Consider the following 24,558-nt stretch of genomic DNA (forward strand, 5'->3'; position numbering starts at 1 on the left):
GCGGTCGATACCGGCATCTCAATCGAGCGCAAAAAGCGGCCGCAGATCGTCAGGCCGTACTCGACGCAGGACAACTTAGTTAGTCTCCAGCACCGGCATGGAGCGGGTCAGCCGCGGACCAGCGACAGGTGGTTGTCCCATTGCAGGGGATCGAGGCGCAGCGCCTCCGGCAGGGCGACGATGCCCTCGACCGGATCGATATGGATCGGCAGGCGCGCACCATGTCCGGAACTGAGCAGGAAGTCCCCTGCCCCCGGGCCGCCGGCGGCGCCGCAGGTATCCGGGAGATCGATGGTGTCGATATAGTGGCCATCGATCGCCGACCAAACGACCGCCAGCCCCCCGCGCGGTGAGGTCGCGCAAATATAGGCACCGCTGGGATCGACGGCGACACTGCCGATATAGCCCATGAGGCGGCGGTGAACGGCGGCTGGTAGATCGAGGGCAGTGACACGCCCAGCGGAATCGGCAAGGAACACCAACGGTCGCAGACCGGTCGCAAAATCCTGGTCCTGGACGCCGCACACGACCCGGCCATCGCCAAGGCGCGCGATGTGCCGCAGCGACAAGGTTTCATTGTCTTCGTCGAGCACCACCCTGCCCAGGAGGTCGCCGGTTGCAGCATCGAGCCACACCAGGCTCGACGTGATGGGGTCGGTGGAATTGCGGTCGAGTATGCCGCCATTGCCGATGGCGAGCGTCTTCGCATCGGCCCAGAGCAGTTCATGCGGCTCGATGCCCTGGCTGGAAAAGCTGTGGGCGATCGCACCGCTGGCGACGTCATAGATCACGACATGGCCGATCTGCGCCTTGCCCTGGCTTTGCGTCGTATAGAGGTTGGCGCCATCACCTGAAAAGACGGCATGGCCGTCGAATGTGCAGCCCGGCAGCGGGTGCAACCTGCGCAGCGCCTCGCCACTTGCCAGGTCGCACAGCAGTGCCTCGTGCCCCGGCTTGCGGCCGATGATGGCGCAGATTTCTCGCGCCGGATCGGCGATCACGTCATGTGCCCGCCAGCCGAGTGCTTGGCGCCACACTTGACGCCCGCTGTCGCTGACCGCAATCGCCGCGAATGTCGCTTTGCCACCGGCATTGTCGCCAACGGCCAGGAGATGCGCCGGGATCTCCGCCCGATGATCGAGCGCCTGCGCGCGGCGCTTCAGGAAACGATCGATGCTCATGTCTCTTTCAGATCCGGGACGAGGCTGATGGCCTCAGCTAAGTCGGTTTGCATGAGTTTGCGTAGATCAGCGACCGCGCGGCGCAGATCGTCGAACTGAAGTCTGATTTTTTCGCTCCGCGCCTCCGCGCGCTTGCGTTCATCCTCGATCATGTCAGTCGTGCAAAAGCAGCACATGCCAAAGTGCCCGCCGCTTCGCAACACCCAGCCGGGATAGCCACCCGCCTCATACCCAAGACTGAGCGCTGTCGCGCTGGTGCTGAGCAGCGACGCCTTCAGCGCACTCTGATCGTCTCGCAACAATGCGCCAAAACCGGCTGACGACTGGAGCGACGTATTAACAACCTCCAGAGCGTTGATGAGGCCACTCTCGCGTCGCGCATCCGACGCCACCTCATCCCCGTGCCCAAGTGCAAACGGGACGGGCCGGAGTTCGCGCCGGAGCAACCTCCCCAGCACATTGATCTGAGCGCCCAGGAACTGAGCCGTCATCCGGCGCGGGGTTATACCCGCTGGCCGTTCCATCTCGGCGATTTTGGCCCAAGCCTGTCCTGCTGCTGCCGCTTCGGATTGCATATGGTCGACGAGTACTTGCAGCAATTTCGTGCGTGTCGGGCCGTTCTCCGCCACGTAGAAGTCATGCATGATGTGTGCGTCCTTACCATCAGGCAGCAGAAGGTGATCCATGACCTCAAGGCTGTGCTGTCCAATGAGAGATGTCCGAACCAGCTCCGGCGACAGATCTTCAGGTGTCGAACGCGCAAGTAGGGCGTCCACATCCTGATACAGGCCAGCAGGTCCGCGCGCCCATCCGGCCAACTCCATCTCACGCTTTTGTGATGGCCCGGGGAGGTACATGAAGGGCTCCGCCGCCATCCAATTGTCCCAGATCTCGTCATCTCGGCGGCCCATCATATCGACCTTGCCTGCCGAAGGCTGGTGCACGGCCGGTGCAATTCGCTCGCTCCATGCCGCGCATGTTGCTGCCAGTCTGGTGAAGCGGGGAACAATGACTTCAGCGATGTAGCGCCGATTAAAGCCGGCAAAATCAAAGGAAACTGCAAATCCATGGCGGGGTGCCAAAGCGGCGAGACCCGCGCCACCGAGCAGTGCCAGCGCATGTCGGCGCGGCAGTCTCTTTCGCTCAGCGATATGCCGATCATGAGTCGTCATGGCCCGTGCCCCCACCTATTCGATCACTCTTGATGAGAGCGCAGGCAGGGTTCCTCTGCAAGCCCCGATCGTCAGGAGCCATCGCCGTCCAACTCGTTGAAGCCCAGGGTCACACCAAGGGCCGGTGGCATTTGCTGGCGCAGCAGATCGCGTAGATGGTTGACCTTGACCAGGAGCGCCGTCACCGGCTTGCGGTGATCTTGATGCGTCACGGCGGCGGAAAGATCACTGCCAGCCGCCTTGGTGGCGGCGATGGCGTCATCGAAAGCTTTGGTGACGCTGTCCTGGAGGGCGGCTTGGTCGGATGGCAGAAGATCGGCAAAGCCCCCCGGCGCCAAGACCGAGTTCCTGGCGGTCTCGAGGTTGAGCTGAATGTTTCGCAAAGACCTGCCCGAGCGCCATTGTTCCGCCGCCTTGGGCTTGGCGTTGGCGGCATCGGCACCGCCCAGGGGCGCGCCGAGTTTCTGATCGGCCACGATCTGGGTGATGGTGAGGAGATTGGTGTAGGCTTGCGCGATGCCTTCGCCTGGATTGGCGGCAAAGATGTTCGCGGCCTTGGCCGGATCCTTGATGTTAGCAGCCCAAATGCCTTGCGCGTCTGCGGCGATCGATTTGAGGTTGCGGGCGATCGCCACGACGATGGCACGGCGCCGTTCCGCTTCGTCGCCCGCCAGCAAGTGCTGACCCTTGTCCTCGCCATAGAGAATGCGCTCAAGGACCGGCAGGCCTTGGACGGCGACGCTGCCATTGGCCAATTGGTCGGGCGCCAAGCCGTCCTGGCCTTTGCCGGCCAGCAAGGCGTTGATCTGCTTTTCGACGACGTTGCGCCGTTCCGGCCAATAGGCGAAGCGCTCCGCGCGCTGCTCCTGCGCCAGGGCGCCGATGCGGAACTGCTGGGTCAAGGCCCAGGCATCGGCAACATCGTTGAAGCCCTTTTTCACCGCCTCGAGGCCAGCAGCATCGGGCGTGGCGGCGAAGGCATCGGCGGTCTTGGCAAAGGCTGCCGTGATCTCGACCAGATGATCGAACGCCGGCAGCACGATCTTTTGCGCGAAGGCAGCATTGAAGGCGCCAAAATCCGGTGCGCCTGCAGCATCGGCCGGGCGCGCCACGGCCGGCACCATGCCGGCGGCGATCAAGGCGGCCAGGGTCTGGCGGCGAGAGATCTTGTCGTTGGATTGATCCGTCATGAGACGCGCTTTCACAGACTGGAGAGGAAGGAGATTAGGGCTTGCCGGTCGCCCGGTGACAGGTTGGCAACATGGTCGCGTGCCGGCAAGGCCTCGCCGCCATGCCACAGGATGGCTTCGAGGATGGTGCGCGCGCGGCCGTCATGCAACAGGGCGCCCTGGCCGTGGTGATCGACAGCCCAGCGCAGGCCCCAGAGCGGCGACGTGCGCCATTCACGGCCTTTGGCGTTTTCTTCGATCAGATCTTCGGCCAGGCCATCGCCCATGTCGTGGAGCAGCAGGTCGGTATAGGGTGAGATATGGCGCGTTTTAGACGCGCCTTTGGGCCATTCGACGTCATAGCTGGGATTGTGGCAAGCCTGGCAGCCAGCCGAGGCAAAGAGCGCACGGCCGCGTTCCAGCATGACCGGATCGGCCTGGGATTTGGGGCCGGCGGGCAGGACCGCTTCGGCCACAAAACGGTCTAGCACCTTGACCAGCGTGCTGGTCACTTCGAGATCTTCGAATTGCGGCGAGGCACCGCTGGGGGCCGCACGGCAAGCCTTCTGGCGCGCCGTGCATTCGCCATAGGCATCGGTGAAGAGCGGCGTCGACAATCCCATATCGGCGAAGAAGGCATGCGAGTTCTGCGCCTCAAGGCTGGGCATGATCGCCTTCCAGCCGAAGCGGCCGAAGGTTTTCTGCTCGGCATCCAGCCAATGAATGCGGCCGGATATGCCGTCGCCGTCCTTGTCGTCCGGATCGGCGCGCGCAATGATCGATGCCGCAGGAATGGCGTCCAGCGGCCCCATGCCGTGAATGGCGGGAGCAAGGCGCAATCCCGTCACCGTGTCGGGTGCCACGGGACCATCGGCCATGTCGTGCAAGGTGACCACCGGGCGCCGCAGCGGAACAATGGTGCCATCGGCGAGCTTTGTTTCGGAAAGCGCATAGTCGATGGAGAAGCGCCCTTCGGGCGGTACGCCGCGCGCCGCCTCGGTCTGCAACTGGTTGCCATAGACCGGATCGGCGGCACCGTCATTTTTGGCGCCCAGGCGCACGAGCAGCGATGGACTCTGCGAGCCGTCCTTGTTGACCAGCGTCCCATGGGCACCACCCGGATGGCAGGCGGCACAGGAGCGCGCATTGAACATCGGTCCCAAGCCGTCCGCGGCCTCGGTCGATGAAGGTGCTGAAACCCAGATGCGCTCGAAGATCGATTGGCCGATGACATTTTCCATGCGCGCCACAGCATCGTCGCCAAGCGCCGGGTCGCGAATGACTTTCACGACGTGCTTGGGCTTGGTGGTGTCGTCGGCTTTCGTCCAGAGGGCACCGGTCGTGAGAACCGTGGCACAGATGGCGAGACCGAGAACGGTGGCGAGTGCCGCTTTAAACCTACGCGACACGATATATACCCATCATGCCGGTTTCCTGGTGTTCGATGATGTGGCAGTGGATCATCCAGTCGCCCGGATTGTCCGCCACGAAGGCAACCTTCACCCGTTCCTTCGGCGCCACGATGGTGGTGTCGGCCCAATGCGGAACGACATCGCCCTTGCTGGAGCCAATCACCTTGAAGGTGTGGCCATGCAGATGAATGGGGTGGATGTGCGGCGTCTGGTTGATGATTTCGACGATATAGGTCTTGCCGCGCTGGAAGGTGACGAGTGGCGGCGGTAGCACTTCATGCGAGGCGCTGGGCCAGGGCTGGCCGTTGAGCGCCCAGAAGGTCTTGGGCGACAGGCACAGGGCATCGGCATAGCGCAGCACCGAACCATCGGGCAGAACCAGATCGGGCGGCAAATCCGCCGGTGCTGAACTGGCGCTGAGGCGGAGTTGAAATGTCTCGGCGCCGTCGATCTGCGGCTCCGGGATGGAGGCCGGCTTCAACGCCGCTGGCACGAAGGCTGGCCGGTCGAGGGGTGTCCCTTCCGCTTCGAGTTCCGCCATCACGATTGGCTGTGCCGAATAATAGTTCACCAGCTGGATACGGGTCCCTGCCACGTGCGGCATGCGCAAGGTGAGATCGGCGCGCATGGCCGGACCCAGCCGCCAGGATTTCAGTTTCTGTGGCGGCAGCGGATTGCCGTCGGTCGCAATCACCCAGGCGTCGGCACCGACGATTCCGAGATCGACCACGCGCGACATGTCGACATTGAGGAAACGCACGCGAACATCGCCGCCCGCCGGCACCTTGAAGACCGGCTGCACCTGGTCGTTGATGGTGCGGTGATCGCCGAAGGTCCCTGCCTTGCTGGCCCCAGCATCGGTCATCAGCGGCTGATATTTGCCGTCCTTGTCGATGCGCCAGTCGCGATAGACGCAGACCAGGTCATGATCATGCGGCCGTACTTCATCGCCTTCGACAATGAGGATACCGGCAAGGCCATGGCCCAGCTGCTCGACCGTGCTGCAATGAGGATGAAAAAAGAAGGTGCCGGTATCGGGCGGCTGGAAACGGTAGGTGAAACTCTCGCCCGGCATCACCGGCGCCTGCGTCAGATACGGCACGCCATCCATTGCGTTCGGCAGGCGAATGCCGTGCCAGTGAATGGTCGAGTGTTCATGCAGGCGGTTGGTGAAGGCGGCTTCCAGCCATTCGCCCTGCTGCAGGCGAATGATGGTCGGGCCGTCGCTGTAGCCCAGAATATCGGTGGGTGGTGCGGGAGGTGCCGCCAATTGCCGCGATCGCCGTATCGCGGTGAGGGTTTGCTTGTGCACCTTCGCATCTGCCGGCATGACGGGCGCCTGCGGATAGGTCTGGCTGCCCTTCCCGCCCTTGGCTAGCGCGCACCCGCCGGCATAGCCCAAACCAGCCGCCAGAACGACGCCGCCGAGCGAGTAGATCGCTCGGCGGCGGGTGACTGGGTTTTGACCCGGTAATCTTGGCATCACTCGCAAGATCCTGTCCTGCGATCGTCCTTGGGCTTGGTGCTCAGTGGGCGATCTGTCGCCTTATTACTGGCCCACGGCCGAAGGATTGTCGAGGCTGTCCGAACCCTCGACGGTGATCTTGAGACCAAGTGCCGCAACTGCGGCTTCGACCGCATGGGCCTGCGCCACGAGCGTCGTCACCACGTTCTCGATGATCTTGTTGCCGGCAGCATTGTCGGCACCGATCATCTGGTCATAAGATTCCTTGCCGCTGTCGGCCGTGTCCTTCATGACCTGCATCGCCTTGCTGGTGTCGGCCAGAGCCGCCACGACCCGCTTGCCGACCTTCTTGTCCTTGGCGGCGACCAGATCCTTCACACTGGCACCTTTCACAACCGTGCCATCGAGCCGCTTGTAGGTGCCCTTGTAGATGTCGACCATGCCGACCTGGTCGTAATAATGCGAGTTGTGAGTGTTGTCGCTGAAGCAATCATGCTCTTCCTCGGGATCGTGGAGCATGAGGCCGAGCTTGGTGCGCTCGCCGGCGAGTTCGCCATAGGACAGGCTGCCGAGACCGGTGAGGATGCCGGCGATGCCCGCATTGGCATCGCCCGTGAGGAGACGCTGACGCGCTGCACCATCCTTGGTCCAGATCGCATGCATCTGGCCGAGGTCTTCGATCAGCAGATCGGTTGCGGCCTTCAGGTAAGCGCCGCGGCGATCGCAATTGCCGTTGCTGCAGTTCTTGGTGTCGTAATCGGTCGCCGGCCGGTTGCCGGCACCCGGACCCGTGCCATTGAGATCCTGGCCCCACAGCAGGAATTCGATGGCATGGTAGCCGATCGCCACATTGGCCTCGTTCTCGCCCACTTCCTGCAGCGACTGCAGCAGCTTCTTGTCGATGACCGACGCGTCGACCTTGTCGGCGCCGATCTGGATCTCTTTATTGGCGATGACGTTCAGCGTGTAGAACGGGTTGCTGTCGGAGCTCTCGCCATAGGATGCCTTGTCGACGTAATCGATGAGGCCCTCGTCGAGCGGCCAGGCATTGACCAGGCCCTCGAGATCGTCGACTTCCGGGTTGCCGAAGCGGAAGCCTTCGGTGCGCATATAGGCCGGGCGGGAATCGATCCAGGCCTTGCGGGCGGCTTTCAGATTGGCATCGGTGGGGTCGGCGATCAGCTTGTCGACGGCCTTCTGCAGGTCACCGGCCGTGGTGATCGCATCGGCATACATCGCCTCGGCGATGTCGGAATAGTTCGTCAGCACGGCCTTGGCGTCCGGCGCCTTGGCTTCTGCGACACCCGCGAATGCGCTGAGCCCCAGAATCACGGCGGATCCCGCCAGAATTTTCCGACCTTTGGTCATTTGCCCCTCTTTGGAAATGCGAATGGAAATGCGACGCATGAGCAACTCTCTAGCCCATGCGGTCTACGTTTGCAACTCATTCGCATTAACAGAAACCTGGGTTTCCAGCCGGTGGGCGTGGCCTTAGGCGGCCTTGGCTTCCTTGGCCTGCAGCGCCGTCATGCGCTCGATCTCGCTCCAGGAGGTGCGGACGGTCTTGTCGGCCTCCGGGCTGCTCTCCTTGCGCATGTATTCGCGCAATCCCCGATGAAAGGCGCGGATATGCTTGTCGACCTCCAGCTTGTTCCGGCGCAGGAAGTCACGGCGGAACAGGATGCGTTTGATGAGGTCGAGGGACATTTCCTCGTCCTGGACCGAACTGACGATGGCAAACGCGGCGCTGACAAGGGCAAAGCGCTGGGCCGATTCATTCTGCATTTCGTAGAGGGAATCGAGCATGTGGCCTTCTTGCTTGGCCTCTTTCTCGGCAATCAATTCCGCCATGGCCTCAGCAGGAGCCTGGTGCATGCGCTCGTTATACTCGAATTCAAGCGACATCACGGCCTGCTCGGCACGCTTCACTTCCTCATAGGCGAGGTCGAGTTCGGCCTTGGCTTCTTCGATGAGATGATGACGCCGGATCGCCAACCAGAATGCTCCCTGCTCAGGACGCCCTTTTGGGCCCTGATCCGCGAGCAGCATGCCAGCAGGCCGTTAAAGCGAGGTTAAACGGCGCAAGCTAACCCTCTGAACAGGATCAATATCCTTTCCTGACATCAACCTGATTGAGCAACGGCCGGCCGGACATGGCACGGCGGTAGTTCTCCAGAATGTCATCCGCCCCGGTCCCCGCCCGGGTAATCGCGGCGACATGGGGTGTGAGGGTGATTTGCGGATGGCGCCAGAAGCCATGGGTCGCGGGCAGCGGCTCCTCGCGGAAAACGTCCAATACCGCCCGGCGGAGGCGCCCCTCCGCCAAAGCCGCCAGCAAATCCGCCTCGTTGAGCTGCGCGCCGCGCCCGACATTGATGAGGACGGCACCCTGGGGCAGATGCCCGAAGAGCTTGGCGTCCAGAATATTCTCCGTTTCCGCTGTCAGCGGCAGCAGGCAGATCAGGATGTGGAGATCGCCCAGAAAGGTAGGCAGGCTGTCCGCCCCGCCGAAGCTGCGGATATTGCCACCCGGCTCTTTTGCCGACCGGCTCCACCCGCTGACCGAAAAGCCCAGGCCGGCGAGCTTCTGCGCAATATCGCTGCCCAGCGTGCCGAGGCCCAGGATGCCCACCCGGCAATCCTTGGCAAGACGCGGCATGGTCTCGACCCAGCGCGCATCACGTTGCGCCGCGCGCAGTTCCGGCCCACGGCGCCATTCGTCGAGCACCTGATAGACGACGAACTCGGTCATGCTGCCCGTGAGGCCCCGGTCGACCATGCGCGCGATGGGCACGCCCTGCGGCAGGCCCGGCGAGCGCAGCAGGTGATTGACCCCGGCCCAGGTCGATTGGATCGCCTTGAGCTTCGGAAAGATCGAAAGATCGCCCGGCGATCGCCCGCCGACGACGACAAAATCGACGGTCGCCGGATCACCCCATTCCGGCCAGAAGCGAATGTCGAGGCCGGGATCGAGCGCCCGCAGCGAGTCCGTCCATTGCGCCGCCTCGTCGGCTTCCGCCGCATAGAGAATCGTCATCCTAATCCCTGCCCGCCCTTGACTTGCGGTCCACCACCTTGGCATGACCGCTGGGCATAGCAGCCAAAGGGAGCATTGAATGTCAACCGCGGCAAGACGCGACAAGGTGATGGATTGGGAACCAGGCACCTTGCCCAAGGTCGATTACGGGGCAGGCTGCTATATCTTCGACACCGATGGCCGGCGCTATCTGGATGGGTCGGCTGGTCCCGCCGTCTACGCCCTGGGCCACGCGCATCCCGAGGTCAACGAGGCCATCAAGAAGCAGCTCGACCGCATCGCCCACGGCTATCGCTACACCTTCACCAGCGCGCCACTCGAGGAACTGACGGCGATCGTCGCCGCGCGTTGCGGCGGTGGCCTCAACAACATGACCTTCAACAGCAGCGGCTCGGAAGCGATCGAATCGGCGATCAAGATCGCGCTGCAGTACCAGACCGCCATCGGCCAGAAGAGCCGGCGCCTGTTCATCAGCCGCGAACGCTCATGGCATGGCAACACGATGGGTGCCACGTCCATTTCGGGATTTGCCGCCCGGCGTGCGGCGTTCGAGGGGGCGCTGATGCCGTCCAATCTGATTTCGCCAGCCAATGTCTATCGCCCGCCGTCGGGTTATCTCGCCAAAAGCGGCGGCAAGATCGATCCGGTCGAGGTCGGGAAGTATTGCGCGCAGGAGCTTGAGGACAAGATCCTTGAATTGGGCGCCGAGCGGGTCGCCGCTTTCGTCTTCGAGCCGGTGGTGGGCGCTGCCGGGGGCTGCGTCCCCGCCCCGCCGGGCTATGCGGCCCTGGTGCGCGCGATCTGCGACAAACACGGCGTGCTGATGATTGCCGACGAGGTCATGTGCGGCTCGGGCCGGACGGGAACTTGGCGCGCCCTCGCCCATGACGGCGTCGAGCCGGACATCATGACGGTCGCCAAGGGGCTGGGGGCCGGCTATGTGCCGCTGGGCGGCACCATCTATCACGACCGCCTCAAAGGGCCGATGTTCGCCAAGGATGGCGGGCTGCTGACCGGGCACACATTCACCGGCCATACCTTGGCTTGTGCCGCCGCCGTCGCCGTGCAGAACGTGATCACCCGCGACCATCTGGTGGAAAAGGTCCATGACGACGGGCTGCATTTCGAGCAGCTGCTGCGGCGGGCCTTTGCCGACAACCCACATGTCGGCGACGTGCGTGGCCGGGGCTTCTTCTGGGCGATCGAGATCGTCAAAGACAAGCTGACCAAGGCGCCATTCGATCCGTCGCTGGCGGTCTATCAGCGCTTCCGGGATCGGTGCTTTGCCAACGGCCTCATCTGCTATCCAGTCGGCGGCAATGTCGACGGCAAGGCCGGCGATATCGCCATCTTCTCACCGCCCTATATTGCGACGCGGGACGAACTGGCCACGATCGCCGATATCGCCAAGGCAAGCCTCGATCAGGTTCTGGCCGACCTGGCGTAAGTAAGCCTAGGCCGACGTCATTTCCGCGCATTTCTGCACACGATGATGGAAGCAGGGTTATCCTTTTTCAAGGAATCGCCTGTTATAGTTCTGGCGTGGCGGTTCAGGGGTCGTGCCCTGCAGCTGCCAGACAGTTCCACAGACCATCTCGACCCCCTTAAGCAACTCGCCGGCATCCCCCCGATGCCGGCGTTTTCTTTTTGGAAGGAAGGGATCATGATGTTTCGATGCAAGCCGACCAGGACAGGCCGATAGCCAGCATACGCCTTGCTCAAGCCGAGGATGCGGCTGGCATTGCCCGGGTCCATGTTGAAAGCTGGCGCGACGCCTATTCCGGCGTCCTCCCCGACCGGCACCTGCTGAACCTCGATCCCGAACGCCACGCCATCGGCTGGACACGCAGCCTCGCCCGCGCTGACGACAGACGCCACACCTTGGTCGCCGTCGCCGATGATGAAGTCGTGGGCTTTGCGACCTTCGGCCCGGCGCGCGAAGGGCGGCCAAGTGCCGAGGGCGAAATATACATGCTCTATGTCGCCACCGATTGGCGGGAACTTGGTATCGGCCGCCAACTGGTGCAAGCCGCGTTCGTTGCCATGTGGGAGATGGGCAGCAAGGCCGCCAGCATCTGGTGCCTCGAGGAGAATCACGCGGCGATCGGCTTTTATAAGCGCATCGACGGCAAGCGAATATCCGCGCCGCGCCAAGAGCGCGTCGGTGGCGCCGACTTTCCAGTGATTGGATTCAGTTGGTCGCTGTTCAATTGAGCGGGAGCGGAAGCCTGCTTTCGCCCGTTCGGGCTTCAGAGCGGCAGCCTTCACTCGGCTCTCGCGAGCGGAGGGTGGTGGGCGATGACGGACTCGAACCGCCGACATTCTCGGTGTAAACGAGACGCTCTACCAACTGAGCTAATCGCCCCCAGGCAGCAGGCTCTATGACAGAGCCTGCACCGGTAATCGTAACCTTAGTTGATCGCGTCCTTGAGGCCCTTGCCGGCCTTGAACTTGGGCTGCTTGGACGCGGGAATCTGGATCTCTTCACCCGTGCGCGGGTTGCGGCCGACGCTGGCTTCGCGCTTGGCGACATGGAAGTTGCCGAAGCCAACGAGGCGTACTTCCTGCTCAGCCTTCAGCGAGCGGGTGATCGAATCGAAAACGGAATCGACGGCCTTGGCGGCATCAGCCTTGGAGAGGCCGGTCTCCTGCGAGACTTCGGCGATGAGATCATTCTTATTCACGGGTAACCCCTTTTCTTACTGGATCGGTCAAACCTGCTCGCCCATCCCCGCAAGAAGGTGCGCGGATATTAGAACCGGCTCGCTCCAAAAATCAATCACGGCACCAGGGGTTTTTCGCCCTGGCGCCGCGATTTTATTGAGATAAATCAGCGCTAGATCAATGGGTCACGATGCCGCCGACGTCATCCTCGCCGTCTTTCTTGACGGTGTGGTCGACTTCCGGCGGTTCAACCCATTCAATCGGCGTCAGCGGGTTGACGAGCGCGTTCTTCAACACTTCGTCCACCGTCTGCACCGGAATGATGGTCAGACCCTTTTTGACGTTCTCGGGAATGTCGGCGAGATCCTTTTCATTTTCACTTGGGATCAGCGCCGTCTTGATGCCGGCACGCAACGCGGCCAACAGCTTTTCCTTCAAACCACCAATCGGCAGCACGCGACCACGCAGGGTGACTTCGCCGGTCATGGCCACATCACGCCGCACCGGATTGCCGGTGAGAACAGAGACGATGGTGGTGACCATGGCGATACCCGCCGATGGGCCGTCCTTTGGCGTTGCACCTTCCGGCACGTGGACGTGGATGTCCTTGCGGTTGAACAGGGTCGGCTTGATGCCGAATTCAACCGCACGGGACTTCACGAAGGATTCGGCGGCCTGCACCGATTCCTTCATCACATCGCCGAGTTTGCCGGTCGCAATGACACGCCCCTTGCCAGGCACGGTCACGGCTTCGATCGTCAGAATCTCGCCGCCGACTTCCGTCCAGGCAAGACCGGTGGTGACACCGACCATGTCGGTCGTCTCCGCCTCGCCGTAGCGGAACTTGCGCACGCCAGCATATTTGGCGAGGTTGCGCCGGCTGATCGAGACCTTCTTCAGATCCTTCATCAGGATCTCTTTGATCGACTTGCGCGCAAGGTTCGCGATCTCGCGTTCCAGGCTACGCACACCGGCTTCGCGCGTGTAGTAACGCACGAGGTCGCGAATGGCGTCCTCCGAGAGCACCCACTCGCCCTTCTTCAGACCGTGGTCCTTGATCTGCTTGGGCAGCAGATGGCGCATGGCAATTTCGACCTTCTCATCCTCGGTGTAGCCGGGGATGCGGATGATCTCCATACGATCCAAAAGCGGCTGCGCCATGCGCAGGCTGTTGGCGGTCGTGATGAACATGACATCCGAGAGGTCGTAATCGACTTCCAGGTAATGGTCGTTGAAGTTGACGTTCTGCTCCGGGTCCAAGACCTCAAGCAATGCCGCCGACGGATCGCCCCGGTAATCGGAGCCCATCTTGTCGATCTCGTCCAAGAGGAACAGCGGATTCGACGACTTCGCCTTCTTCATCGCCTGGATGATCTTGCCCGGCATCGAACCGATATAGGTCCGGCGGTGACCGCGAATCTCAGCCTCGTCACGCACACCGCCCAGGCTGATACGCGAGAACGTACGGCCCGTGGCACGCGCGATCGACTTGCCGAGCGAGGTCTTGCCGACGCCCGGAGGACCGACCAAGCACAGGATCGGGCCTTTGATCTTCTTCTGGCGCTGCTGCACGGCCAAGTATTCGAGGATGCGCTCCTTGACCTTCTCGAGACCGTAATGGTCTTCGTTCAGCACTTTCTCGGCCAGCTTGATGTCGCGCTTCACCTTGGTCGGCTTGTTCCAAGGAATCGACAGCAGCCAGTCGAGATAGTTGCGCACGACCGTCGCTTCCGCCGACATGGGGCTCATGGTGCGAAGCTTCTTCACCTCGGCCATCGCCTTTTCGGCGGCTTCCTTGGAGAACTTGGTCTTCTTGATCTTGTCTTCGATTTCGGCCACTTCGTCGCGGCCTTCCTCGCCCTCGCCGAGTTCCTTCTGAATGGCCTTCATCTGCTCATTCAAATAGTACTCGCGCTGGGTCTTCTCCATCTGGCGCTTCACGCGGCTGCGGATGCGCTTTTCCACCTGGAGAACGCCGATCTCGCCTTCCATGAAGGCATAGACCTTCTCCAACCGCTCGGCGACGGTCTGGCATTCGAGGATTTCCTGCTTCTCAGGAATCTTCAGTGCCAGATGCGAGGCGACCGTGTCGGCAAGCTTGGCTGCGTCTTCGATCTGGTTGATCGAGACGAGGACTTCCGGCGGGATCTTCTTGTTGAGCTTGATGTACTGCTCGAACTGCGAAACGACGGAGCGGGCAAGCGCCTCGATCTCCTTGCCTTCGATGGGCGCATCGACGATCACCGCCGCTTCGGCCACGAAGAACGTATCGTTATCGACAAATTTGGTGATGCGCGCGCGCTGACCGCCTTCGACCAGCACTTTCACAGTGCCGTCGGGCAGTTTCAGCAGCTGGAGAACGGTACCAACCGTGCCGACCTCATAGATATCGCCGGCGCCGGGGTCATCCTGGGCGGCGTTCTTCTGGGTGGCCAAGAGGATTTGCTTGTCCTCCTTCATCACGTCTTCGAGGGCCCGCACTGATTTCTCGCGGCCAACGAAGAGCGGCACGATCATGTGTGGGAACACGACGATGTCGCGCAAGGGGAGGACTGGGTAGTTCTGGGTCTTCGGCGTTGTCTCGGACATGATAGGTTTTTGCGCCTTTCTCGATAAGCAGCAGACTAGCCCCTGGGACCTACGACCCGCAACTGCGCGACCGTTAGCCTCACTCGTTCAAGCACGGAACATGCGGCGCACCGTGGCCTCGAACTCTCGGGAAGAAAGTACCGCCCTTCCGTTAACAATCTGGTCAATCCTTAACGCGCATTCAAGGGGTACGGCATGGATGGGCCAGTGCCTTGGAATCATGACCTATTTTTACAAGCAATTCTCGGGCCGCGGCGCCCAAGCCGGGCGACTCCGGCACTGATCGCCGGACTGGTTTGCTGCAAATACAAGGTTTGGCGGCGCATCATTCCAGTGTGACGCGAGGTGAAGTCGGGGGAACTTACGCCACCCCCGGGCCATATAGCTGACGCGCCCGGCCCTCGAATGCCGCCACCATGCGCTTCACTGCCTCGTGAAAGAGCACGCCGATCAATTTCTGCAGCATGACCGATTTGAACTCAAACTCGAGATAGAAGCCGACGCGGCACTTGCCGTCGCCGGTATCGGTGAAGGTCCAGTGGTTCTTCAAGTATCGAAACGGGCCGTCGACGAATTCGACATCGATGCGCATGTCGGGGCGGTTGAGCCAGACCTTGCTGGTGAATTTCTCGCGCACCATCTTGAAGCCGATCATGAGATCGGCCAGCACCATGTCAGGCCGCGTCTCGCGAATGCGGGCACCGGTGCACCAGGGCAGGAACTCGGGATACTTCCCGACATCCGCCACCAAATCGAAAATCTGGTCGGCGCGATAAGGAAAAATTCGGTCTTCGGTATGAATGCGCGCGGTCATAAGGGATTGATATCAGCTGGCTGCCGCCAATTGTGCTTCACGGGCGGCGCGAAGGCGCTGGAAATCCTCGCCGGCATGGTGCGACGAACGGGTCAGCGGCGATGACGCCACAAGCAGGAAGCCCTTCCCCTGCCCCATCCGCTTCATCTGGCCGAACTCGTCCGGCGTCACGAAACGGTCGACATGGTGATGCTTCTTCGTGGGCTGCAAGTACTGGCCGATGGTCATGAAGTCGACTTCGGCAGCGCGCAGATCGTCCATCACTTGGCCCACTTCATCCAGCGTCTCGCCAAGTCCTACCATGATGCCGGATTTGGTGAAGAGCGAGGGGTTGATCTCTTTGGCGCGGTTGAGGAGACGCAACGAATTGTAATAGCGGGCACCCGGCCGCACATTGCGATAGAGCCGCGGTACGGTTTCGAGGTTGTGGTTGAAGACGTCGGGTGCCGCGTTGGCGACGATCTCGATCGAACCTGGCTTCCTGAGGAAATCGGGGGTCAGCACCTCGATCGTGGTCGAGGGCGTCAGCGCGCGAATGCGCTTAATGGTCTCGGCGAAATGGGCGGCACCACCGTCTTCGAGGTCGTCACGATCGACCGAGGTGATGACGATATGCTTGAGCCCGAGGCTCGCACAGGCTTCGGCGACATGCGCCGGCTCATGCGGATCGAGCTTGTCCGGGCGGCCGGTCGCCACGTTGCAGAAGGCGCAGGCGCGGGTGCAGACCGACCCCAGGATCATGACGGTCGCATGCTTCTGCGACCAGCATTCGCCGATATTGGGACACGCGGCTTCCTCGCACACCGTGTTGAGGCCGAGCTTGCGCATGAGGGTACGCGTGTTGTTGTACTCCTCACCGCCCGGCGCCTTGACACGGATCCAGTCCGGCTTGCGCTGGACGGGCGTGTCGGGCCGGTTCGCCTTTTCAGGGTGACGTTGCGCCGCGCTCGGTTCAGTCAAGTTCGTTCCTCAATCGACAAAGCCATCGTCGGGGCGGCCACCGCGTTCGACCGGCCAGGTCGATAGAGCGAACACCCAGAGCATGATGAAGTTCAGCACCGGCACCAGGCCAGTGAGGACCCACCAGCCTGAATAGCCAGCCTTCTGGACGATCCGGACATAGGGGTAAAGCATGGCAAGACTGAACAGGATGATCAGCAGATGCCAGATCGAAAAACCTGATTCCATGAACTACCCCCCTTTTCTATGCCACGAAACTAGATATGGATCGCCCGGCCGTAGGCCGCAAGAACGCTCTCATGCATCATCTCAGACAACGTCGGATGCGGGAAGACGGTGTGCATCAGTTCCTGTTCGGTCGTCTCCAGCGTTCTTGCCACCGTATAGCCCTGGATCAGTTCGGTCACCTCGGCGCCGATCATATGGGCGCCCAATAGCTCGCCAGTCTTGGCATCGAACACAGTCTTCACCAAACCTTCGGGCTCGCCCAGCGCAATCGCCTTGCCGTTGCCGATGAAGGGGAAGCGACCGACCTTGACCTCATGGCCCTTATCCTTGGCGGCCTGTTCGGTGAGGCCGACGGAGGCCACCTGCGGCATGCAATAGGTGCAGCCCGGAATGTTCCTGGTGTCGAGAGGGTGCACGCCTTTGACGCCGGCGATCTTCTCGACGCAGATGACGCCTTCATGGCTGGCCTTGTGGGCGAGCCAAGGTGCCCCGGTGAGGTCGCCGATGGCATAGACGCCGGGTTCGCCGGTGGCGCCGTAGCCGTCGGTGATGATGTGGGTCTTCTCCACCTTCACCTTGGTGCCCTCAAGGCCCAGATTCTCGACATTGCCGACAATGCCGACCGCGAGGATGACCCGGTCGAAGGTCTGATCCTCGGTCTTGCCGCCAGCCTCGATCGTTGCCGTCACATTGTCGGCGCCCTTCTTGAAGGCCTTCACATTGGCGCCGGTCATGATCTTCATGCCCTGCTTCTCGAAGGACTTCTGCGCGAAGGCCGAAATCTCGGCATCCTCGACGGGGAGGATGCGCGGCATGACCTCGACCACCGTCACCTTGGCGCCGAGGTTATGATAGAAACTCGCAAACTCGATGCCGATGGCGCCGGAACCGACGACCAGCAGCGATTTCGGCATCACGGTCGGCACCATCGCTTCCTTATAGGTCCAGATGAGCTTGCCGTCGGGTTCAAGCCCCGGGAAGACGCGGGCACGCGCACCGGTCGCAAGGATGATGTTCTTGGCGGCAAGATCGGCGACCGGCTTGCCGTCCTTCTCGACCTTCACCTTGCCGGCACCGGCGAGCTTCCCTTGCCCGTCGAAGACCGCGACCTTGTTCTTCTTCAGCAGATGTTTGACGCCGCCAGAAAGCTGGCCCGCCACTTTGCGCGAGCGGTCGACGATCTTGGCGAGGTCGAAGGTGACATTGCTGGCCGAGAAGCCATAGGCGTCGGCGTGCTTCAGGAGATGGCCGACTTCGGCCGAGCGCAGCAGCGCCTTGGTCGGGATGCAGCCCCAATTGAGGCAGATACCGCCCAGATGCTCGCGCTCGACCACCGCGGTCTTCAAGCCGAGCTGGGCCGCGCGAATGGCCGCCACATAGCCGCCCGGGCCACCACCGATCACGACGAGATCGAAAGACGTATCCGACATTGCGAGCTTCCCTCTATTGGGCCGTCAATTCCTGGATGCAGGCGAGTTCCGCCGCATCGGTCTGTTCTTCCGTGATGTCGCTCGGCTTCAGCTTGCCGTCGACCGCATAGGTGTCGATCACGCGGTTCACGGCGCAAGCGCAAACCTGGTTCATCTGCTCGGGCGGCAGGCTGGTTGCCGACTGTGCCTTCTTCAGCACCTCCGGCATGCGCACCTTGCACCCAAGCACCATGGCTTCCATCTGTTGCGCCCGCGCCTCCGGCGTCGAGACGTCGATCGCGCGCTGCATGCCCCAGACGAATGCCAACGCCGCCAAGACGATGACGGCAACAACCGTGACCAGCAGAATCCGCGCGAAGATCTTCATCGCCCGGCCTGTCCCTATTTGCCCTGACACTGGGCAAAGAAGGGCTTCATCTTCGAGGCCCCCGGTTCGCTTTCCGGGTTGTTGGCAAAGGCGATGATTTCACCTGCCGACAGATGGCTGACCACCGCCTGGGAGGTGCAGGCGCAGTAATTCTCGATGCTTTCGCCGAGCCCGCCTTGATCCAGTTTCTTGCCACGCGCCTGGGCCTGGGTCTTCAGGGCGCTGTCGCACTCTCCGGCAAAGTAATCGAAGAACTGCTTTTCCAGCGGCGGGCGCAAATCATCCGCGCGTGCCGACACCGTTGCTGCTGCCAGAATGGCTGCACTCACCATCAAACCAATCCGCATCATTACACCAGCATCGCCAGCGGCTGTTCGATGAGGCGCTTGAACGCGGCGAGGAATTCGGCGCCGATCGCACCATCGACGGCACGGTGGTCGACCGAGAGCGTGCAGGTCATGACATTTGCGACCGTGAGCTGGCCGTTCTTCACCACAGCCCGCTCTTCGCCGGCACCGACGGCAAGGATGCAAGCCTGCGGCGGGTTGATGACGGCGCTGAACGACTTGATGCCGAACATGCCGAGATTGGAAACAGAGAAGCTGCCGCCGGTGTAGTCCTCCGGCTTCAGCTTGCCTTGCTTGGCGCGGCCGGCGAGTTCCTTCATCTCCATCGAGAGTTCGGTGATGCGCTTCTTGTCGGCATGGCGCAGGATCGGCGTGATGAGGCCGCCCGGAATGGCAACCGCCACCGAGATGTCGGCGGATTTGTACATCTTGACGCCGTCATCCGACCACGAGGCATTGGCCGTCGGCACCTGCATGAGCGCCACGGCCGAGGCCTTGATGACGAAATCGTTGACCGAAACCTTGTAGGCGCCGGGGCCGTCCTTGGGCGAGGCGGCGTTCACCTCCTCGCGCAGTTTGAGCAGCTTGTCGATTTCGCAATCGACTGAGAGATAGAAGTGCGGGACGAACTGTTTCGATTCCTGCAGCCGGCGCGCGATGGTCTTGCGCATCGAGGTATGCGGGATGAGGTCGAATTCCGGCTCGCCGAATTGTGCGGCACTGGAAATCACCGGCGCAGCGCTGGGCGCCTTGGCAGCCGCCGCCGGTGCGGGCTTGGCGCCACCCTTGGGCGCGCCTTCAACATCAGCCTTCACGATGCGGCCGTTGGGGCCGCTGCCCTTGATGGCGGAAAGATCTATGCCCTGCTGTTCGGCAATGCGCTTGGCAAGCGGGCTTGCGATGACACGGCCGCCGCCGGTCGCGGGTGCCGCGGCAGGCTTCGCCGCGGGGGCGGCGTCGGCCTTGGCAGGCGCAGCGGACGGTGTGACGGATGGCGCAGGCGCTGCCTTGGTTGCCGGTGCCGCGCCAACGGCGCTGGCGTCCTCGCCCTCTTCGATCAGGACCGCGATGACATCGTTCACCTTGACGCCCTGGGCCCCACCGGGAACCAGGATCTTGGCGAGCGTGCCTTCGTCGACGGCTTCGACTTCCATCGTCGCCTTGTCGGTTTCGATCTCGGCCAACACGTCGCCGGCCTTGACCGCGTCGCCTTCCTTCTTCAACCACTTCGCCAGATTGCCTTCCGTCATGGTCGGCGACAGGGCGGGCATCAGGATATTGATCGGCATCAAGCCCTCCCTGGCTTAGCGGTAGCAGACGCGCTTGGCGGCATCGACAACCCATTCGGGCTGCGGCAGCGCCAGCTTTTCGAGATTGGCGGCGTAAGGCAGCGGCACGTCGGCACCGCTGACACGCAACACCGGCGCGTCGAGATCGTCGAAGGCCTGTTCCATCATCACCGAGGCAATCTCGGAACCGATGCCGGAATAGGCCCAGCCCTCTTCCACCGTCACCAGGCGATTGGTCTTCTTGACCGAGGCGATGATCGTCGCGGTATCGAGCGGACGAATCGTGCGCAGGTCGATGACCTCCGCCTCGATACCGTCCTTGGCGAGGATGTCGGCAGCAGCAAGCGCCACGGCGACCATCTTGGAGAAGGCCGTGATCGTCACATGCTTGCCGGGGCGCACGACGCGCGCTTTGCCGATTGGCACGATGAATTCGGGGTCGGTCGGCACCTCGAACGATTGGCCATAGAGAAGTTCATTCTCGAGGAAGATGACCGGGTTGGGATCGCGGATCGCCGACTTCAAAAGGCCCTTGGCATCGGCCGCCGAATAGGGCGACACAACTTTGAGGCCCGGCACATGGGCGTACCAGCTGGCATAGCATTGCGAATGCTGGGCGGCGACACGGGAGGCGGCACCGTTGGGACCACGGAAGACGATCGGGCAACCCATCTGGCCGCCCGACATATAGAGCGTCTTGGCAGCCGAGTTGATGATGTGGTCGATCGCCTGCATGGCGAAGTTGAAGGTCATGAACTCGACGATCGGGCGCAGGCCACCAAAGGCCGCACCGACCGCAAGGCCGGCAAAGCCGTGCTCGGTGATCGGCGTGTCGATGACGCGCTTCGGGCCGAACTCTTCGAGCAGGCCTTGGCTCACCTTATAGGCACCCTGATACTCGGCGACTTCCTCGCCCATCAGGAAGACCTTGGGGTCGCGTCGCATTTCCTCGGCCATCGCGTCGCGCAGGGCCTCACGCACGGTATGCGTCGCCGTAGCGCCGGTATATTCGGGTTCGGCCGCCACTTGATGCTGGACGATCGTCGGCGCCTGGGGTGCTGCCGCCGCTGCATCGGCCTTTGCTTCCACCTTGGGCGCCGCACTCTTCACCGGAGCTGCACCGGCAGCTTCGTCTTCCCCGCGCAGGATCGCAATGGGCGCGTTCACCGCCACATTCTCGGTCCCGGCTTCCACCAGGATCTTCTCGAGGATGCCTTCGTCGACGGCTTCGACTTCCATCGTCGCCTTATCGGTTTCGATCTCAGCCAGGATATCGCCGGGCTTCACCGCATCGCCGGCATTCTTCAACCACTTGGCCAGCTTGCCTTCGGTCATGGTCGGCGACAGAGCGGGCATCAAAATTTCGGTCGGCATGTCTGCTCCCTCCCCTTACGCGTCTACCAGAATGTCGGTCCACAGTTCCGACGGATCCGGCTCGGGCGAGGATTGGGCGAATTCGGTGGCAGCTGAAACGATGTCCTTGATCTCGCGATCGATGTTCTTGAGGCCGGCTTCATCGATCACCTTCTCGGCGAGCAGGCGTTCGCGGAGGCGATCGATCGGGTCGTGCTCCTGGCGCATCTTGGCGACTTCTTCCTTGGTGCGGTATTTCGCGGGGTCGGACATAGAATGGCCGCGATAGCGATAGGTGTTCATTTCAAGAATGAAGGGGCCTTCGCCGGAGCGGGCATGCGCCAGCGCCAGCGCCGCCGCTTCCTTCACTTTCACCACGTCCATGCCATCGACCTGCTGGCCGGGAATGCCGTAGGCGGCACCGCGATCGCACAGCTTGAGGCCAGCGGCCGAACGCGCCACGGAGGTGCCCATGGCGTATTGGTTGTTCTCGATCACATAGACGACCGGCAGCTTCCAGAGTGCCGCCATGTTGAAGCTTTCATAGACCTGGCCCTGATTGAGCGCGCCATCGCCGAAATAGGCCATGTTGACGCCGCTATCTTCGCTGTACTTGTGCGCGAAGCCGAGGCCGGTGCCGATCGGCACCTGGGCCGCAACGATACCGTGGCCGCCGTAGAATTTCTTCTCGCGGCTGAACATGTGCATCGACCCGCCCTTGCCCTTCGAGTAACCGCCACGACGACCGGTCAGTTCGGCCATGACGCCCTTGGGGTCCATGCCGCAGGCCAGCATGTGTCCGTGATCACGGTAGGAGGTGATGACGCTGTCCTGGGGTTCTGCGGCCGCCTGCATGCCGACCACCACGGCCTCCTGGCCGATATAGAGGTGGCAGAAGCCGCCGATGAGGCCCATGCCGTAAAGCTGGCCGGCCTTCTCCTCGAAGCGTCGGATCAGCAGCATGTCGCGATAAAATTGGATGAGTTCTTGTGGAGTAACCTGCGCGCCGGCTTTGGATGCCATGCGGGACGCTGACTTGGCCATTCGACCCCCCTGACTGGGTTTTGGCGTTTACTATAGGCCGCTGAAACGGGCTGTCGACCGCTGCTGCGTACCCCGATGAATAAGCGGATTATCGTGGTTAACATGCTTCAAATCAACCGCGATCAAATTATTGATTTTATGACATAAATCGCACTTTAACCGATTTTCAGTTAACTCTACGCCATCGCCAGCGGATTTGAGTGCGGTGCAGCATAGGAAAACGCGCCGAAAAAGCGCGCTCACAGCATCTGAAGCGGGGATTTCTGACCTAGTTGACGGCCGACGAGGCGGGCGCTGGCGCGGTGTCGTCCTGACCGTTCAGGAAGATGATGAGATCATCCGGGTGGGCGTAATTGAGCATCACCCGCGCGCGTTCCTCGAGCATGTCGAGGTCAAGGGAGTTATTGGACAGCAGGGTCACACGCCGTTCCATGGCCGTGCGGTCGTCAGCCGCCTGGACGGCCTCGGCGGTTGCTGCCTTGAGCTCCTGATTGAGGCGCAGCCAGGCCAGGATGCCACGATCACCATGGATCGCGTGGAACACGAAATAGGCGGAGAGACACGCCCCCAAAAGGGGCAATGCAACCTGGCGCAAACGACGCCGTATTTCGCGGCCAATTTCCATGAGCCTAGCGAATCACACTCCGATTCCCACCGTCAATAGAAAAGCGATTCAAGACGTTAGAAACGGTGGCTTGAGTCGAAAATGAGAGTCGCGCCTTCACACCAAGCTCACATGCGGATTTTTTCGATGCCAGCCCGACCGCCATAGAGCGCGGCGGATCCCAGCCCCTCCTCGATGCGCAGGAGCTGATTGTACTTGGCGATGCGGTCGGAGCGGCTGAGCGACCCGGTCTTGATCTGCCCGCAATTCGTGGCGACCGCGAGATCGGCAATGGTCGAATCCTCGGTTTCGCCCGAGCGATGCGACATGACCGCCCGGTAGCCCGATTTGTGCGCCATTTCCACGGCTTCCAACGTCTCGGTCAGCGTGCCGATCTGGTTGACCTTCACCAGAATGGCATTGGCGACACCCTTTTCGATGCCACTCTTCAGCCGGACCGGGTTGGTGACGAAGAGATCGTCGCCCACCAGCTGCACCTTGGCGCCGATCTTGTCGGTCAGCGCCTTCCAGCCGTCCCAGTCGTCCTCGGCCATGCCGTCCTCGATGGTGACGATCGGGTAGGCCTTCACCAGCTGCTCGTAGAATGCAACCATGCCGGCGGCGTCGAGCACCTTGCCCTCGCCTTCCAGATGATACTTCCCGTCCTTGAAGAACTCGGTCGAAGCTGAATCGAGGCCCAGCGCCACGTCGGCTCCCGGCTTGAAGCCAGCCTTCTCAATCGACTTCACGATGAAAGCCAGCGCCTCATCGGCGCTCTTGAGGTTCGGCGCGAAGCCGCCCTCGTCGCCGACATTGGTGTTGTGGCCGGCCTTCTTCAATTCCGCCTTCAGGGCGTGGAAAATCTCGGCCCCCCAACGCAGCGCCTCTGAACCGCTCGGCGCCGCCCAGGGAAGGATCATGAATTCCTGGAAGTCGATCGGGTTGTCGGCGTGGGCGCCGCCGTTGATGATATTCATCATCGGCACCGGCAGGGTACGGGCCGAGGTGCCGCCGACATAGCGATAGAGCGGCAGGCCGGCATCGGCCGCTGCGGCCTTGGCCACCGCCAGGCTGACACCCAGGATGGCATTGGCACCCAGACGCGCCTTGTTGGGCGTACCGTCGAGCTTGATCATCAGGCGGTCGATCTTGACCTGGTCTTCGGCATCGAGACCTGAGATCGCCTCGAAAATCTCGCCATTGACGGCCTCGACGGCCTTGAGGACGCCCTTGCCGAGATACTTGCTCTTGTCCCCGTCGCGCAGCTCGACCGCCTCATGGGCGCCCGTGGATGCCCCCGACGGCACGGCGGCACGGCCACTGGCGCCGCTTTCCAGGATGACATCGACCTCCACCGTGGGGTTGCCGCGGCTGTCCAGAATCTGGCGCGCGTGCAGGTCGATGATGGCGGTCATGGGCGACTCCCTGGCAGA

General features: G+C 62.1%; 23 protein-coding genes and 1 tRNA gene. 2 read left to right on the forward strand and 22 right to left on the reverse strand.

Going from position 1 to position 24,558, the window contains the following annotated elements; translation table 11 throughout:
- Positions 1-107: 107 nt before the first annotated feature.
- The 8 genes from SMD31_RS20705 to SMD31_RS20740 form a co-directional block, all read right to left on the reverse strand.
- The gene (locus tag SMD31_RS20705; RefSeq protein WP_320502841.1) at positions 108-1,181 is read right to left on the reverse strand and encodes a DUF1513 domain-containing protein; all 1,074 of its coding nucleotides are present in this window, start codon (positions 1,179-1,181) and stop codon (positions 108-110) included.
- A complete protein-coding gene (locus SMD31_RS20710; RefSeq protein ID WP_320502842.1) occupies positions 1,178-2,353 on the reverse strand; it encodes an imelysin family protein in 1,176 nt (391 codons plus the stop codon). Before SMD31_RS20710 ends, SMD31_RS20705 begins: the two co-directional genes overlap by 4 nt.
- A 71-nt stretch (positions 2,354-2,424) precedes the next feature.
- Positions 2,425-3,543 carry an imelysin family protein gene (locus SMD31_RS20715; protein ID WP_320502843.1) on the reverse strand — a complete coding sequence of 373 codons (1,119 nt, stop codon included), beginning with the start codon at positions 3,541-3,543 and terminating at the stop codon, positions 2,425-2,427.
- A gap of 11 nt (positions 3,544-3,554) precedes the next feature.
- On the reverse strand, positions 3,555-4,931 hold the full coding sequence (locus SMD31_RS20720) for a di-heme oxidoredictase family protein (protein WP_320502844.1): 1,377 nt from the start codon (positions 4,929-4,931) through the stop codon (positions 3,555-3,557).
- Positions 4,921-6,417, reverse strand: a complete 1,497-nt coding sequence (locus SMD31_RS20725; RefSeq protein WP_320502845.1) for a multicopper oxidase family protein — start codon at positions 6,415-6,417, stop codon at positions 4,921-4,923. Before SMD31_RS20725 ends, SMD31_RS20720 begins: the two co-directional genes overlap by 11 nt.
- A gap of 66 nt (positions 6,418-6,483) precedes the next feature.
- The gene (locus SMD31_RS20730; protein WP_320502846.1) at positions 6,484-7,767 is read right to left on the reverse strand and encodes an imelysin family protein; all 1,284 of its coding nucleotides are present in this window, start codon (positions 7,765-7,767) and stop codon (positions 6,484-6,486) included.
- A 123-nt stretch (positions 7,768-7,890) separates the two neighbouring features.
- The gene (locus SMD31_RS20735; protein ID WP_320502847.1) at positions 7,891-8,394 is read right to left on the reverse strand and encodes a hypothetical protein; all 504 of its coding nucleotides are present in this window, start codon (positions 8,392-8,394) and stop codon (positions 7,891-7,893) included.
- A 109-nt stretch (positions 8,395-8,503) separates the two neighbouring features.
- Positions 8,504-9,436 (reverse strand): 2-hydroxyacid dehydrogenase, encoded by a 933-nt coding sequence (locus SMD31_RS20740; RefSeq protein WP_320502848.1) that lies wholly within the window; start codon positions 9,434-9,436, stop codon positions 8,504-8,506.
- Between the two features lie 79 nt (positions 9,437-9,515).
- Between SMD31_RS20740 and SMD31_RS20745 the strand changes: the two genes are divergently transcribed.
- On the forward strand, positions 9,516-10,883 hold the full coding sequence (locus tag SMD31_RS20745; protein WP_320502849.1) for an aspartate aminotransferase family protein: 1,368 nt from the start codon (positions 9,516-9,518) through the stop codon (positions 10,881-10,883).
- A gap of 227 nt (positions 10,884-11,110) precedes the next feature.
- Positions 11,111-11,650 carry a GNAT family N-acetyltransferase gene (locus tag SMD31_RS20750; protein ID WP_320502850.1) on the forward strand — a complete coding sequence of 180 codons (540 nt, stop codon included), beginning with the start codon at positions 11,111-11,113 and terminating at the stop codon, positions 11,648-11,650.
- 75 nt (positions 11,651-11,725) lie between these two features.
- On the opposite strand, the gene SMD31_RS20755 is transcribed toward SMD31_RS20750, so the two are convergent.
- The 14 genes from SMD31_RS20755 to eno all read right to left on the reverse strand — a co-directional run bounded on the left by SMD31_RS20755 (position 11,726) and on the right by eno (position 24,540).
- Positions 11,726-11,801: transfer RNA gene (locus SMD31_RS20755), tRNA-Val, on the reverse strand.
- 46 nt (positions 11,802-11,847) lie between these two features.
- Positions 11,848-12,120 (reverse strand): HU family DNA-binding protein, encoded by a 273-nt coding sequence (locus tag SMD31_RS20760; RefSeq protein ID WP_320502851.1) that lies wholly within the window; start codon positions 12,118-12,120, stop codon positions 11,848-11,850.
- Between the two features lie 157 nt (positions 12,121-12,277).
- Positions 12,278-14,689: an endopeptidase La gene (gene lon / locus SMD31_RS20765; protein WP_320502852.1), complete on the reverse strand. Its 2,412-nt coding sequence runs from the start codon at positions 14,687-14,689 to the stop codon at positions 12,278-12,280.
- A gap of 361 nt (positions 14,690-15,050) precedes the next feature.
- Positions 15,051-15,503: a type II toxin-antitoxin system RatA family toxin gene (locus tag SMD31_RS20770; protein ID WP_320502853.1), complete on the reverse strand. Its 453-nt coding sequence runs from the start codon at positions 15,501-15,503 to the stop codon at positions 15,051-15,053.
- A gap of 12 nt (positions 15,504-15,515) precedes the next feature.
- Positions 15,516-16,463 carry a lipoyl synthase gene (lipA, locus tag SMD31_RS20775; RefSeq protein ID WP_320502854.1) on the reverse strand — a complete coding sequence of 316 codons (948 nt, stop codon included), beginning with the start codon at positions 16,461-16,463 and terminating at the stop codon, positions 15,516-15,518.
- A gap of 9 nt (positions 16,464-16,472) precedes the next feature.
- Positions 16,473-16,691 carry a DUF805 domain-containing protein gene (locus SMD31_RS20780; RefSeq protein ID WP_320502855.1) on the reverse strand — a complete coding sequence of 73 codons (219 nt, stop codon included), beginning with the start codon at positions 16,689-16,691 and terminating at the stop codon, positions 16,473-16,475.
- A 29-nt stretch (positions 16,692-16,720) separates the two neighbouring features.
- Complete coding sequence (gene lpdA, locus SMD31_RS20785; RefSeq protein ID WP_320502856.1) at positions 16,721-18,121, reverse strand: dihydrolipoyl dehydrogenase; 1,401 nt, start codon at positions 18,119-18,121, stop codon at positions 16,721-16,723.
- A gap of 13 nt (positions 18,122-18,134) precedes the next feature.
- Positions 18,135-18,488, reverse strand: a complete 354-nt coding sequence (locus SMD31_RS20790) for a hypothetical protein (RefSeq protein ID WP_320502857.1) — start codon at positions 18,486-18,488, stop codon at positions 18,135-18,137.
- Positions 18,489-18,502: 14 nt separating this feature from the next.
- Positions 18,503-18,838, reverse strand: a complete 336-nt coding sequence (locus SMD31_RS20795; protein ID WP_320502858.1) for a hypothetical protein — start codon at positions 18,836-18,838, stop codon at positions 18,503-18,505.
- Positions 18,838-20,124 carry a pyruvate dehydrogenase complex dihydrolipoamide acetyltransferase gene (locus tag SMD31_RS20800; protein WP_320502859.1) on the reverse strand — a complete coding sequence of 429 codons (1,287 nt, stop codon included), beginning with the start codon at positions 20,122-20,124 and terminating at the stop codon, positions 18,838-18,840. The genes SMD31_RS20795 and SMD31_RS20800 overlap by 1 nt, the downstream gene beginning before the upstream one ends.
- Positions 20,125-20,139: 15 nt before the next feature.
- Positions 20,140-21,498 carry a pyruvate dehydrogenase complex E1 component subunit beta gene (locus SMD31_RS20805; protein WP_320502860.1) on the reverse strand — a complete coding sequence of 453 codons (1,359 nt, stop codon included), beginning with the start codon at positions 21,496-21,498 and terminating at the stop codon, positions 20,140-20,142.
- Positions 21,499-21,513: 15 nt separating this feature from the next.
- Positions 21,514-22,521 carry a pyruvate dehydrogenase (acetyl-transferring) E1 component subunit alpha gene (pdhA, locus tag SMD31_RS20810; RefSeq protein WP_320502861.1) on the reverse strand — a complete coding sequence of 336 codons (1,008 nt, stop codon included), beginning with the start codon at positions 22,519-22,521 and terminating at the stop codon, positions 21,514-21,516.
- A 268-nt stretch (positions 22,522-22,789) separates the two neighbouring features.
- Positions 22,790-23,146 (reverse strand): FtsB family cell division protein, encoded by a 357-nt coding sequence (locus tag SMD31_RS20815; RefSeq protein WP_320502862.1) that lies wholly within the window; start codon positions 23,144-23,146, stop codon positions 22,790-22,792.
- Positions 23,147-23,253: 107 nt separating this feature from the next.
- Positions 23,254-24,540 carry a phosphopyruvate hydratase gene (gene eno / locus SMD31_RS20820; protein ID WP_320502863.1) on the reverse strand — a complete coding sequence of 429 codons (1,287 nt, stop codon included), beginning with the start codon at positions 24,538-24,540 and terminating at the stop codon, positions 23,254-23,256.
- Positions 24,541-24,558 lie beyond the last annotated feature (18 nt).

Origin of the sequence: Dongia rigui, from assembly GCF_034044635.1 — a bacterium.
GTDB classification, from domain to species: domain Bacteria; phylum Pseudomonadota; class Alphaproteobacteria; order Dongiales; family Dongiaceae; genus Dongia; species Dongia rigui.

Coding starts and splice junctions, on each gene's coding strand:
- SMD31_RS20705 (WP_320502841.1), bottom strand. CDS start 1,181: ATGAGCATCGATCGTTTCCTGAAGCGCCGCGCGCAGGCGCTCGATCAT.
- SMD31_RS20710 (WP_320502842.1), bottom strand. CDS start 2,353: ATGACGACTCATGATCGGCATATCGCTGAGCGAAAGAGACTGCCGCGC.
- SMD31_RS20715 (WP_320502843.1), bottom strand. CDS start 3,543: ATGACGGATCAATCCAACGACAAGATCTCTCGCCGCCAGACCCTGGCC.
- SMD31_RS20725 (WP_320502845.1), bottom strand. CDS start 6,417: ATGCCAAGATTACCGGGTCAAAACCCAGTCACCCGCCGCCGAGCGATC.
- SMD31_RS20730 (WP_320502846.1), bottom strand. CDS start 7,767: ATGACCAAAGGTCGGAAAATTCTGGCGGGATCCGCCGTGATTCTGGGG.
- SMD31_RS20740 (WP_320502848.1), bottom strand. CDS start 9,436: ATGACGATTCTCTATGCGGCGGAAGCCGACGAGGCGGCGCAATGGACG.
- SMD31_RS20745 (WP_320502849.1), top strand. CDS start 9,516: ATGTCAACCGCGGCAAGACGCGACAAGGTGATGGATTGGGAACCAGGC.
- SMD31_RS20750 (WP_320502850.1), top strand. CDS start 11,111: ATGCAAGCCGACCAGGACAGGCCGATAGCCAGCATACGCCTTGCTCAA.
- lon (WP_320502852.1), bottom strand. CDS start 14,689: ATGTCCGAGACAACGCCGAAGACCCAGAACTACCCAGTCCTCCCCTTG.
- SMD31_RS20770 (WP_320502853.1), bottom strand. CDS start 15,503: ATGACCGCGCGCATTCATACCGAAGACCGAATTTTTCCTTATCGCGCC.
- SMD31_RS20780 (WP_320502855.1), bottom strand. CDS start 16,691: ATGGAATCAGGTTTTTCGATCTGGCATCTGCTGATCATCCTGTTCAGT.
- lpdA (WP_320502856.1), bottom strand. CDS start 18,121: ATGTCGGATACGTCTTTCGATCTCGTCGTGATCGGTGGTGGCCCGGGC.
- SMD31_RS20790 (WP_320502857.1), bottom strand. CDS start 18,488: ATGAAGATCTTCGCGCGGATTCTGCTGGTCACGGTTGTTGCCGTCATC.
- SMD31_RS20795 (WP_320502858.1), bottom strand. CDS start 18,838: ATGATGCGGATTGGTTTGATGGTGAGTGCAGCCATTCTGGCAGCAGCA.
- SMD31_RS20800 (WP_320502859.1), bottom strand. CDS start 20,124: ATGCCGATCAATATCCTGATGCCCGCCCTGTCGCCGACCATGACGGAA.
- SMD31_RS20805 (WP_320502860.1), bottom strand. CDS start 21,498: ATGCCGACCGAAATTTTGATGCCCGCTCTGTCGCCGACCATGACCGAA.
- pdhA (WP_320502861.1), bottom strand. CDS start 22,521: ATGGCCAAGTCAGCGTCCCGCATGGCATCCAAAGCCGGCGCGCAGGTT.
- SMD31_RS20815 (WP_320502862.1), bottom strand. CDS start 23,146: ATGGAAATTGGCCGCGAAATACGGCGTCGTTTGCGCCAGGTTGCATTG.
- eno (WP_320502863.1), bottom strand. CDS start 24,540: ATGACCGCCATCATCGACCTGCACGCGCGCCAGATTCTGGACAGCCGC.